Origin of the sequence: Acinetobacter sp. RW6 (assembly GCF_041956835.1) — a bacterium.
In the GTDB taxonomy this organism is placed as follows: domain Bacteria; phylum Pseudomonadota; class Gammaproteobacteria; order Pseudomonadales; family Moraxellaceae; genus Acinetobacter; species Acinetobacter calcoaceticus.
Genome location: NZ_CP167121.1, coordinates 2,751,323 through 2,763,770, shown reverse-complemented (window position 1 = coordinate 2,763,770; position 12,448 = coordinate 2,751,323). Strand labels below are relative to the sequence as shown.

Sequence of the window (12,448 nt, the reverse complement as noted above, 5' to 3'; positions counted from 1 at the left end):
TGACGATTGGTAAGAATCCACAACAAGTTGTTCTTCATAGATGTATCTGAGGGTCTGTAGCTCAGTTGGTTAGAGCACACGCTTGATAAGCGTGGGGTCACAAGTTCAAGTCTTGTCAGACCCACCATGACTTTGACTGGTTGAAGTTATAGAAAAGAAGATACATAACTGATGATGTAAGCTGGGGACTTAGCTTAGTTGGTAGAGCGCCTGCTTTGCACGCAGGAGGTCAGGAGTTCGACTCTCCTAGTCTCCACCAGAACTTAAGAGAAGTTCGGATTACAGAAATTAGTAAATAGAGGTTGTAAGATCTTAGTTTATTAACTTCTGTGATTTAAGTATCACGGTATTAAGCATGACCTGACGAAGGCATGTTTATTCATTAACAGATTGGCAAAATTGAGTCTGAAATAAATTGTTCACTCAATAATGAAAAGAGAAGAAGTAATTCTGATCTTGGAATTAATTGAGAACTAGCAAATTAACTGAATCAAGCGTTTTGGTATATGAATTAGATTGAAGCTGTACAGTGTTTAAATACACAGTACTTCAAACTGTAAGAGATTGATGAGAAATCATTGATCATGTCTTATTACTCCTTGTAGGTAATAACGACTGTTTGGGGTTGTATAGTCAAGTAATTAAGTGCATGTGGTGGATGCCTTGGCAGTCAGAGGCGATGAAAGACGTAATAGCCTGCGATAAGCTCCGGGGAGGCGGCAAATATCCTTTGATCCGGAGATTTCTGAATGGGGGAACCCACCTACTTTAAGGTAGGTATTGCAACATGAATACATAGTGTTGCAAGGCGAACGAGGGGAAGTGAAACATCTCAGTACCCTTAGGAAAAGAAATCAATTGAGATTCCCTTAGTAGCGGCGAGCGAACGGGGATCAGCCCATTAAGTTATGTGTGTTTTAGTGGAACGCTCTGGGAAGTGCGAACGTAGAGGGTGATATTCCCGTACACGAAAGGGCACACATAATGATGACGAGTAGGGCGAGGCACGTGAAACCTTGTCTGAATATGGGGGGACCATCCTCCAAGGCTAAATACTCCTGACTGACCGATAGTGAACCAGTACCGTGAGGGAAAGGCGAAAAGAACCCCTGTGAGGGGAGTGAAATAGATCCTGAAACCGCATGCATACAAGCAGTGGGAGCCGACTTGTTCGGTGACTGCGTACCTTTTGTATAATGGGTCAGCGACTTATATTCAGTAGCGAGGTTAACCGTATAGGGGAGCCGTAGAGAAATCGAGTCTTAATAGGGCGTTTAGTTGCTGGGTATAGACCCGAAACCAGGCGATCTATCCATGAGCAGGTTGAAGGTTGGGTAACACTAACTGGAGGACCGAACCCACTGTCGTTGAAAAGCCAGGGGATGACTTGTGGATAGGGGTGAAAGGCTAATCAAGCCTGGTGATAGCTGGTTCTCCCCGAAAGCTATTTAGGTAGCGCCTCGGACGAATACCATAGGGGGTAGAGCACTGTTTCGGCTAGGGGGTCATCCCGACTTACCAAACCGATGCAAACTCCGAATACCTATGAGTACTATCCGGGAGACAGACTGCGGGTGCTAACGTCCGTAGTCAAGAGGAAAACAATCCAGACCGCCAGCTAAGGCCCCAAAATCATAGTTAAGTGGGAAACGATGTGGGAAGGCATAGACAGCTAGGAGGTTGGCTTAGAAGCAGCCACCCTTTAAAGAAAGCGTAATAGCTCACTAGTCGAGTCGGCCTGCGCGGAAGATGTAACGGGGCTAAAACTATGTGCCGAAGCTGCGGATTTGACTTTTAAGTCAAGTGGTAGGGGAGCGTTCTGTAAGCCGATGAAGGTGTATTGAGAAGTATGCTGGAGGTATCAGAAGTGCGAATGCTGACGTGAGTAACGACAAAACGGGTGAAAAACCCGTTCGCCGAAAGACCAAGGGTTCCAGTCCAACGTTAATCGGGGCTGGGTGAGTCGACCCCTAAGGCGAGGCCGAAAGGCGTAGTCGATGGGAAATTGGTTAATATTCCAATACTTCTGTGTAATGCGATGAGAGGACGGAGAAGGTTAAGTCAGCCTGGCGTTGGTTGTCCAGGTGAAAGGAAGTAGGCATGCATCTTAGGCAAATCCGGGGTGCTCTATGCTGAGATCTGATAGCAAGCTGTACTTGTACAGCGAAGTGGCTGATACCATGCTTCCAGGAAAAGTCTCTAAGCTTCAGTTACACAGGAATCGTACCCTAAACCGACACAGGTGGTCAGGTCGAGTAGACCAAGGCGCTTGAGAGAACTCTGCTGAAGGAACTAGGCAAAATGGTACCGTAACTTCGGGAGAAGGTACGCTGTTGTTGGTGATGGAACTTGCTTCCTGAGCTGATGACAGCCACAGAAACCAGGCCGCTGCAACTGTTTATTAAAAACATAGCACTCTGCAAACACGAAAGTGGACGTATAGGGTGTGATGCCTGCCCGGTGCTGGAAGGTTAATTGATGGGGTTAGCGTAAGCGAAGCTCTTGATCGAAGCCCCAGTAAACGGCGGCCGTAACTATAACGGTCCTAAGGTAGCGAAATTCCTTGTCGGGTAAGTTCCGACCTGCACGAATGGCATAATGATGGCGGCGCTGTCTCCAGCAGAGGCTCAGTGAAATCGAAATCGCTGTGAAGATGCAGTGTACCCGCGGCTAGACGGAAAGACCCCGTGAACCTTTACTGCAGCTTGACATTGAACTTTGACCTTACTTGTGTAGGATAGGTGGGAGGCTTTGAAGTTGGAACGCTAGTTCCAATGGAGCCGTCCTTGAAATACCACCCTGGTAATGTTGAGGTTCTAACTCTGCCCCGTAATCCGGGGCGAGGACCATGTCTGGTGGGTAGTTTGACTGGGGCGGTCTCCTCCTAAAGAGTAACGGAGGAGTACGAAGGTGCGCTCAGCGTGGTCGGAAATCACGCGTAGAGTATAAAGGCAAAAGCGCGCTTAACTGCGAGACCCACAAGTCGAGCAGGTACGAAAGTAGGTCTTAGTGATCCGGTGGTTCTGTATGGAAGGGCCATCGCTCAACGGATAAAAGGTACTCTGGGGATAACAGGCTGATACCGCCCAAGAGTTCATATCGACGGCGGTGTTTGGCACCTCGATGTCGGCTCATCTCATCCTGGGGCTGAAGCAGGTCCCAAGGGTATGGCTGTTCGCCATTTAAAGAGGTACGCGAGCTGGGTTTAGAACGTCGTGAGACAGTTCGGTCCCTATCTACCGTGGGCGCTGGAAATTTGAGAGGATCTGCTCCTAGTACGAGAGGACCAGAGTGGACGAACCTCTGGTGTACCGGTTGTGACGCCAGTCGCATCGCCGGGTAGCTATGTTCGGAAGGGATAACCGCTGAAAGCATCTAAGCGGGAAGCCTACCTCAAGATAAGATTTCCCTAGGACTTTATGTCCTCTAAAGAGCCGTTCGAGACTAGGACGTTGATAGGTTGGATGTGGAAGCATAGTGATATGTGAAGCTGACCAATACTAATTGCTCGTGAGGCTTGACTATACAACACCCAAGCAGTTGTATATAAAGCATCAATCGATTCATTAATATGCAAAGCAACTTGATTTAGTTATACGCTTAGCTAAAATGAACAAAATAAAGTAAGACTCAATCAGCCCATCTGTAAAGATTTGGAAAACGCATCGGCAACTAATAAGACCAATGCAAGTATCCATACCAGTTGTGCTGGCGACCATAGCAAGAGTGAACCACCTGATCCCTTCCCGAACTCAGAAGTGAAACCTCTTAGCGCTGATGGTAGTGTGGGGTTTCCCATGTGAGAGTAAGTCATCGCCAGCTCATTATTCAAACACCCTCAACTTAACAGTTGGGGGTGTTTTTTTATGTCTGAAATAAATGACGAAAATAAAGAATTTAGAAACAGTAAGCCTGCGTAAATATCAATTAATTAACAAAAATATCTAATCGATAAATAGAGGTTATTCTTTAGCAGGACTTTTTAATAAAAAAACCACTTTTTCTTCGGAAAATTTCAAACTGATATGTATAATAAATAGAAACTATATGTTATAAATATTGAATAGGCATGATTTTTGCTTGTTTGATGGAATTTAAAATATATGAAATTATCTGTTGGATTGAAAGTTGCGAATTCTCTATCGTTAACACCTCAATTGCAGCAGGCGATTCGTTTGTTACAACTTTCTAGTTTAGAGCTTGAACAAGAAATTCAGATCCAACTAGATAGTAATCCTTTACTTGAAAAAATAGAAGAAGAGTCATTAATAGAAAGTCTGTCTACATTAAAAAGCAAAGACTCAGATGACTTAACAACTGAATTAAATGCAAACCATTTACCTGATGATTTACCAGTCGATACAGAGTGGGATGATATTTATACTCATCAATCGACGGCTTTGGCTACTCCAGAATTTGAAGAGCGAGAGGATAATCGCCAAGTTCAATTATCTTTAAAAGAACATATTCTAGAACAAGTTAATCTTCTGCACTTTTCTAAAATAGATCAATTAATTGCTTACTGTATTGTTGATGCATTAGATGATAAAGGATTCTTGGATGCTGAATTAGAGGAAATCATTTTAGCATCACAGCAATTATTGAATGAAATGGATATTGAGGAAGAGATAGAGGAAGATGAAGTTTTAGTTGTTTTAAAACATATTCAAAGACTTGATCCATTAGGAATTGGTTCGCGTAATTTAGCAGAATGTTTAAACATACAACTCGAATTTTTATCGAAAGACGTTGAATATTTAAATGAGGCAAAAAGCCTATTGCAATATTATGAGCTTTTAATAGCAAATGATCTAAATAAATTACTCAAGCAGACAGGTCTAACGAAAGATCAATTGAAGTTTGCAATCAATCTTTTAAAAACATTAAAACCCTATCCCGGTATGGACTTTGATAAAGAAGAATCAGACTATCAAATTCCAGATGTGGTGGTTTCTAAAAAAGATTTACATTGGCAGGTTCAACTAAATCCAGATGTGCTGCCTAAATTAAGAATTAATAGTTTTTACTCCAGTATGATTCGTAGAGCAGATCAGAGTGAAGATAATTTATATTTACGTAATCAGATGCTTGAGGCGAAAAACTTTATCAAAAGCATTGATGAAAGACATAAGACGCTATTAAAAGTATCATCTTGTATTGTTGAACATCAAAAAGCTTTTTTGGAGATAGGTGCTGAAGCAATGAAACCTTTGGTTCTTCGAGATGTTGCTGAAGAAGTGGAATTGCATGAATCTACAGTTTCTCGTGTAACAACAAATAAGTATATGCTTACCCCACGCGGCCTTTTTGAGTTGAAATATTTTTTCTCTAGCCATGTAGGTACTACTGCCGGAGGAGAGGCTTCTTCTACTGCAATTCGTGCAATGATTAAAAAACTTGTAGCAAATGAAAATCCACGTAAACCCTTGTCAGATAATGTGATTGCTACATTATTAAAAGATGAGGGGATTGAAGTAGCGCGACGTACTGTCGCAAAATATCGAGAATCGTTACATATTCCTTCATCGTCTGAAAGAAAAGTCTTGATCTGAATTTTGAAGTATGGCTATTCTAGAGATTCATTATGACGAAATAATGAAATTTCAATTTCACCAAGAGGAGTAGCTAAAATGGTTTAGTTGTCCTAAGTTTCTTTTTGATAGCATTAAATCGTTTTGGTTCTTCTTTAAATAACCTAAAAAAGGTGAGGGATAGAATTATGCAAATAACGATTCGTGGTCATCATTTAGCAATTACACCCGCTATAGAAGAAAATATTAAATCAAAATTTAATCAATTAACGAAACACCTAGATCAGGTGAACAGTATGCAGATTAAATTAACAAAAGATCATCAAATTGATAAGCGCTCTCATAAGGGCAGTTCAAATCATGTTGCAGAGGCTATTGTAAGATTGCCGGGGATTGAGTTATTTGCTCAGGCAACTGCTGATGATATGTATACTTCAATTAAAAAATTGACTGAAAAATTAAAAAGACAATTATTAAGATATCGAAAAATGCAATGTACTTATTCGCAAGTTACTGTTTCTGTTTAATAAGTTTTGTGAAGTTAAGAGAGGCTTGAAAGATAGCCTCTTTTTTATTGATAAAATATAAACACGTACTGAATTCTTGGAAAAAGTTATAGTAAAATACTCCGTTTTACCCCTTAGGTTGTGTCAGAGGTCTTTGCAATGAATAGTGAACAGCTCACTCAAATTTTAAAAGAAGCTTTCCCTGTAGCGGAAGTGGCGGTGAGCGGACAGGCTGGAAAATTTGACCTCCGTATAGTGGATGATCAATTTGAAGGTAAGCGTACAGTGGCTCGTCAACAGTTAGTTTATGCACCATTAAATACTTATATTGCAAGTGGGGAAGTTCACGCGGTAACAATTCGTGCAATGACCAAAGATGAATGGCGTAAAGCAAGCCTTTTCGGAGCTTAAATATTAATGGATAAATTTTTAATCACGGGTGGTGTTAAGCTCGAAGGTGAAGTGCGCATTTCTGGTGCTAAAAATGCGGCTTTACCCTTACTTGCTGCAACTATTCTTGCAGACTCTCCAATTACAATAACCAATGTTCCAAATCTTAAAGATGTTAATACTTTGGTAAAGCTAATTGGTGGATTAGGGGTAACGATTGGCTATGAAAATGACACAGTAAAAGCAGATACCTCTACTTTAGATAATCAGTTTGCACCTTATGAACTGGTAAAAACAATGCGCGCCTCAATTTTGGTTTTAGGACCATTATTAGCACGTTATGGTAATGCTAAAGTTTCTTTACCAGGCGGTTGTGCGATTGGTTCAAGACCTGTGGATCAGCATTTAAAAGCTTTAGAAGCTTTGGGTGCACATATTGAAGTTGAAAATGGTTATGTCCACGCTTCAGTTGATGGTCGCTTAAAAGGTGGTGAAGTTGTTTTTGATATGGTGACAGTTGGCGGTACCGAAAACATCTTAATGGCAGCAGCATTGGCAGACGGTGTTACAACTATTCGTAATGCAGCACGTGAACCTGAGATTACTGACCTTGCTCAAATGTTAATTAAAATGGGCGCAAAGATTGAAGGTCTTGATACAGATACTCTTATTGTAACTGGCGTAGAAAGTTTACATGGCTGTGAATATGCTGTTGTTGCTGATCGTATTGAAACAGGTTCTTATTTAGCTGCTGCTGCAATTACGGGTGGACGTATAAAAACAACTCATACGGATCCGGCATTGCTTGAGTCTGTTCTAGATAAGTTTGAAGAAATGGGTGCTGAAGTCACTCGTGGTGATGACTGGATTGAACTTGATATGATGGGTAAACGTCCTAAAGCTGTAAGTTTTAGAACTTTGCCACATCCAGAGTTTCCAACTGATATGCAAGCACAACTGATGGCTGTAAATGTTATTGGCCGTGGATTTGCGACAATCTCTGAAACGATCTTTGAAAATCGTTTTATGCATGTTCCTGAATTGTCACGAATGGGCGCTAATATTCAGGTGGAAGGTCACGATGCTGTTGTAACCGGAGTTGAAACCTTACAGGCCGCACCTGTTATGGCAACAGATTTACGTGCTTCATTCTCTTTAGTTCTGGCTGCTTTAGTTGCAGAGGGTGATACCTTAATTGATCGTATCTACCATATTGACCGTGGTTATGAACATGTCGAAGAGAAGCTTCAAGGTTTAGGTGCCAAAATTAAGCGAGTAAGTTAATGAATGATGTAAGAAACGATGATCCTAATTTTGATGTGATGGGTAATTTTGATCATGGTTTGACCTTGGCATTAAGTAAAGGGCGTATCTTAAAAGAGACGTTACCTTTATTGGCTACAGCGGGTATTAATTTGCTCGAAGATCCGGAAAAGTCTCGTAAGCTCATTTTCCCTACTACGCATAAGCAAGTACGTATTTTGATTTTACGTGCGTCTGATGTACCGACCTATGTAGAAAATGGTGCAGCAGATATAGGTGTAGCAGGTAAGGATGTATTGATGGAGCATGGCGCTCAGCATGTATATGAGTTGCTTGACCTGAAAATTGCTAAATGTAAGTTAATGACTGCTGGTAAAGTAGGCATGGAGCATCCAAAGGGTCGTTTAAAAATTGCCACGAAATATGTCAATCTTACACGTCAGTATTATGCAAGCTTAGGTGAGCAGGTTGATGTTATTAAGCTCTATGGTTCTATGGAGCTAGCACCTTTGGTCGGTTTGGGTGATTACATTGTAGATGTGGTTGATACTGGCAATACTTTAAGAGCGAATGGTCTTGAACCCTTAGAAGAGATTTGCAAAGTATCTTCTCGATTAATTGTAAATAAAGCCAGTTTTAAACGTAAACAAACTTTGTTAAATCCAATCATTTCACAGCTTGAGCAAGCTGTTCAATCACGTTAAAAGCAATTTCCCATCATGCTTTTGCGATAGTTAAGCCAGATGATGCCCACAAGCGCTTAGAAAAAGAGTAAACTTACTTTTTCTTTTTCGCCTTGTGGGTAAATTGATGCGACGTTTATCGACTCAAGATCAGAACTTCAAACAGGTTTTTGCTGAGCTTTTAGCATTTGAAACCGTGAATGATCTTAATTTAGTGCAAACAGTAGATCAAATTATTGCTGATGTTCGTCAGCATGGTGATGATCATGTTTTAAAGCTTACTCAACACTTCGATCGACATCCTGCGCATCAATTTTCAGATTTAGAATTATCTCAAGAACAACTTAAAACTGCTTTTGATAATTTAAGCCCCGAGATTCGTGATGCTCTAGAGTTAGCCGCAAAGCGTATTCGTACATTTCATGAAGCTCAGAAACAAGATAGCTGGACTTATATAGATGACTTGGGCAATACACTAGGACAAAAAGTTACGCCTCTAGACCGTGTCGGTATTTATGTGCCTGGTGGTTTGGCCTCTTATCCATCTTCAGTTCTAATGAATGCTGTACCTGCTCATGTTGCGGGTGTACCTGAAATTATTATGGTTGTTCCAGCACCGAATGGTGAATTAAATCCATTGGTTCTTGCAGCAGCTTATCTTGCTGGAGTCAGCCGAGTTTTTACCATTGGTGGTGCGCAGGCTGTAGCAGCTTTGGCTTATGGTACACAGACCATTCCACCTGTAGATAAAATTACTGGTCCGGGGAATCGTTTTGTAGCAGCTGCTAAACGTGCTGTATTTGGTCAAGTCGGCATCGATATGATTGCTGGGCCTTCTGAAATTTTGGTATATGCAGAAGGTGAGAATAATGCTGATTGGTTGGCTATGGATGTTTTATCACAAGCTGAACATGACACAGTGGCTCAAGCTATTTTTATAACTCCAGATGAAGCTTTGCTCAATGCAGTAGAGTTGGCAATTGAAAAGCATTTAAATGAATTGCCAAAGGCAGATATTGCGCGAACTTCAATTGAAAATCGTGGTGCTTTGGTATTAGTCAAAGACCGTGCAGAAGCAATTGAGTTGATTAATCAGGTTGCACCAGAGCATTTAGAGCTGTGCTTAGATGATGCCGAAGCGATGAGCGAAGATATTCGTCATGCTGGAGCAATTTTCATGGGGCGTTATACACCTGAAGCAATCGGTGACTATTGTGCAGGCCCAAATCATGTATTGCCGACATCTGGAACTGCTCGTTTTTCTTCTCCATTAGGCGTTTATGATTTTCAAAAACGTTCGAGCCTGATTATGTGCTCGAAAGATGGGGTTAAAACCTTAGCTAAAACAGCCGACATATTAGCTGTTCAAGAGAATTTAGATGCCCATGCACGCTCAGCACGCTATCGTTATCAATAAGCTTATAAAACTTGTAGTTTTTTAATTATTACTCAGGGCTGATTTTTAGCCCTTTTTGAGATAAGACCATGACTTTATCTACAGCACAAATGCGCTTTTGGAGTCCAGAAGTTCGTGAATTAGAGCCTTATGTTCCTGGTGAACAGCCTAAAATTCAGAATTTATTGAAACTTAATACGAATGAAAATCCATATCCGCCATCACCAAAAGTAGTTGAAGCAGTTCAAGCTGTTTTAACTCAGCAAGCTGATGCATTACGTTTATATCCAGACCCAGATGCTACAGCTTTAAAGCAAGCAATTGCTAAACAACAGAATATTGAGATTTCTCAAGTTTTTGTGGGGAATGGCTCAGACGAAGTACTTGCTCATATTTTTAAAGCATTTTTTCTTCAAGACGAACCTATTCTTTATCCGGATATTACTTATAGTTTTTATCCAGTTTATAGTCAGTTCTTTGGAACAAAAACTAAAGAAATTCCACTTAATGAGAATTTCGAGATAGAAGCTAAGGACTATATACAACCAAATGGCGGGATTGTTATTACAAACCCTAATGCACCAACCAGTATTGCAATGGGTTTGCCTGATATCGAGCAAATCTTAAAAGCAAATCCAGATCGGGTAGTGGTGATCGATGAAGCTTATGTTGATTTTGGAACAGAATCCGCAGTTGGTCTTGTAAATCGCTATGAGAATTTGGTTGTTTGTCAAACAACTTCGAAGTCTCGTTCATTAGCTGGTTTGCGCGTTGGTTTTGCAATCGCTCAGCCACATTTAATTGCAGCGCTTGAAGCTGTCAAAAATAGTTTTAACTCATATCCTATTGACCGTTTTGCAATTGCAGCCGCGGTAGCTTCTTTTGAAGATCAGGCTTATTTTGAAGAACAACTTCAGAGAGTTATTTCTAGTCGTGAAAAGCTAGTAGATGACTTAACTGCTTTGGGCTTTAAAGTTTTACCTTCTAAAGCGAACTTTATTTTTGCTTCACACTTAACTCATGATGCAGGGCAACTTGCACAGCAATTACGCGAACAAGGTGTTATTGTGCGTTATTTCAATAAGCCTCGCATTAATCAATTTTTGCGTATTACAGTGGGTACTGATGAGCAGAATATGCGTTTAGTGCAAACGTTAAAACAAGATATTCTTTAAGTTTTAATCTGCTGTGCTGTTCATCAAGTTCAGCATAGCAGAGATTTTATCAAGGCTTTCTTGATATTCTGCTTCTGCATTTGAGGCAATAGTAATACCACCACCAGCCCATAAAGAGAGCTGATTCTGGTATTGTTGAAAGCTGCGGATAAGAATATTCCAGCGACCCGTTCCATCAAAATTGAAGTAACCTAACGTCCCGCAATATGCACCTCTTGCTTCTTCTTCTAATTCTTCAATAATTTGCATTGCCCGAATTTTTGGTGCTCCTGTAATTGATCCCCCCGGTAAAGCAGAGAGCAACATTTGCATAGGATTAATATCATCTTTAAGCGTGGCAACAATCTCACTGACCATATGATGGACTTGATTAAAACTTTCAATCTCGAATAGTTTTGTTGTTTTTACAGAGCCAGTATTGGCATAAATGCTCAAATCATTACGTAATAAATCAACAATCATGACATTCTCTGCCTGATCTTTTTGCGAGTTTTTTAAAGTTTGTTTAGAAATAAAATCTTTTTCGATATTCTTATATCGAGGCATAGTCCCCTTAATCGGTCGGGTCTTAATTTGTTTATTTTGATTGAACTCAATGAAAAGTTCAGGGGAACAACTTAATAACTCAAATTGATCTAATTTTAAATAACCTGCATATGGTGCATTAGTAAGATTCCATAAATCTGCTGCTTTATTTAATAACGATCCTGTAAAATTAGCTTTAAATTCTTGGGTTAAATTAATTTGATAACAATCACCAGCTTTAATATATTCTTGTATTTTATAAAAGGCCTTAAAATATTGTTCTTTAGACCATCTTGGTTGAATAGAATTTTTTAATTCAAATGTATTTTTAGAATTATTGACAATAGTAGTCTTTAATTGTTTTTCAATGTATGTGAAGAGATCAAGAGCATTTTCTTCATTGCTAAAAAAATACCAGTCATTATCTATATATTTTAAAAAGGAACGATATTGGCCTAAGAATAAAGATGGCTGTATATGATTCTGAGCATTAATAAATTGATGTGTAGCAAAATCATAACTAATAAAACCAATATAGCCGCCGTTAAAACTTATTGTCGATTTAATATCTTTATTCTCTTTTGAGTTATTTTCTTTAAGTTGAATAAAATCTAATAATTGGTTCGATTTTGATATATTTTTATATTCATTAAAATTTTGACGCTGAAACACTAAATTATTTTTATTTTGAATAAGAATGTATTGTTGAGGAAGAAAACCAATAATGGGGTTGTTATTGTCATTTAAATAAATTAGCCCAGTTAATCCTTGTAATTTTTTTAAAATCTCGGCAGCATTTTTACCATGTAATGAGATTTTTTTCTTTAACTGAGACATTTTTAAATAAGAGAATAGTTAATGAGGGAAATATTAGTTTACTACAAGTTGTGAATCGTTAGGGAGAAGACTTCTGTGGGAGGTGCTTTTCGCTGATAAAATAGTCGATTTTTGTGTGAGATCGAAGTTGTATTTGGAAGCT

Annotated in this window: 8 protein-coding genes, 2 tRNA genes and 2 rRNA genes; 11 read left to right on the top strand and 1 reads right to left on the bottom strand. The window is 39.7% G+C overall.

What is annotated here, in order from left to right:
* Positions 1-50: 50 nt before the first annotated feature.
* The 11 genes from ACB088_RS13065 (at position 51) to hisC (ending at position 10,944) form a co-directional block, all read left to right on the top strand.
* Positions 51-127, top strand: a tRNA-Ile gene (locus ACB088_RS13065).
* A 56-nt stretch (positions 128-183) separates the two neighbouring features.
* A tRNA-Ala gene (locus ACB088_RS13060) sits at positions 184-259 on the top strand.
* Between the two features lie 372 nt (positions 260-631).
* A 23S ribosomal RNA gene (locus tag ACB088_RS13055) occupies positions 632-3,525 on the top strand.
* A 182-nt stretch (positions 3,526-3,707) separates the two neighbouring features.
* Positions 3,708-3,822: ribosomal RNA gene (gene rrf, locus ACB088_RS13050) — 5S ribosomal RNA — on the top strand.
* A 281-nt stretch (positions 3,823-4,103) separates the two neighbouring features.
* Positions 4,104-5,552 carry an RNA polymerase factor sigma-54 gene (locus ACB088_RS13045; protein WP_375037179.1) on the top strand — a complete coding sequence of 483 codons (1,449 nt, stop codon included), beginning with the start codon at positions 4,104-4,106 and terminating at the stop codon, positions 5,550-5,552.
* A gap of 167 nt (positions 5,553-5,719) precedes the next feature.
* Positions 5,720-6,058, top strand: coding sequence for a ribosome hibernation-promoting factor, HPF/YfiA family (gene hpf / locus ACB088_RS13040; protein WP_004641296.1), 339 nt, complete (start codon positions 5,720-5,722; stop codon positions 6,056-6,058).
* A 138-nt stretch (positions 6,059-6,196) separates the two neighbouring features.
* A complete protein-coding gene (ibaG, locus tag ACB088_RS13035) occupies positions 6,197-6,448 on the top strand; it encodes a BolA family iron metabolism protein IbaG (RefSeq protein WP_004794487.1) in 252 nt (83 codons plus the stop codon).
* Positions 6,449-6,454: 6 nt separating this feature from the next.
* On the top strand, positions 6,455-7,711 hold the full coding sequence (murA, locus tag ACB088_RS13030; protein WP_133748104.1) for a UDP-N-acetylglucosamine 1-carboxyvinyltransferase: 1,257 nt from the start codon (positions 6,455-6,457) through the stop codon (positions 7,709-7,711).
* On the top strand, positions 7,711-8,394 hold the full coding sequence (hisG, locus tag ACB088_RS13025; RefSeq protein ID WP_005043031.1) for an ATP phosphoribosyltransferase: 684 nt from the start codon (positions 7,711-7,713) through the stop codon (positions 8,392-8,394). The genes murA and hisG overlap by 1 nt, the downstream gene beginning before the upstream one ends.
* Before the next feature lie 106 nt (positions 8,395-8,500).
* Entirely contained in the window at positions 8,501-9,790 is a 1,290-nt protein-coding gene (gene hisD / locus ACB088_RS13020) for a histidinol dehydrogenase (RefSeq protein ID WP_375037178.1), read from the top strand.
* Between the two features lie 68 nt (positions 9,791-9,858).
* Positions 9,859-10,944: a histidinol-phosphate transaminase gene (gene hisC, locus ACB088_RS13015; RefSeq protein WP_375037177.1), complete on the top strand. Its 1,086-nt coding sequence runs from the start codon at positions 9,859-9,861 to the stop codon at positions 10,942-10,944.
* A 3-nt stretch (positions 10,945-10,947) separates the two neighbouring features.
* On the opposite strand, the gene ACB088_RS13010 is transcribed toward hisC, so the two are convergent.
* Entirely contained in the window at positions 10,948-12,306 is a 1,359-nt protein-coding gene (locus ACB088_RS13010; RefSeq protein WP_375037176.1) for an anthranilate synthase component I family protein, read from the bottom strand.
* Positions 12,307-12,448 lie beyond the last annotated feature (142 nt).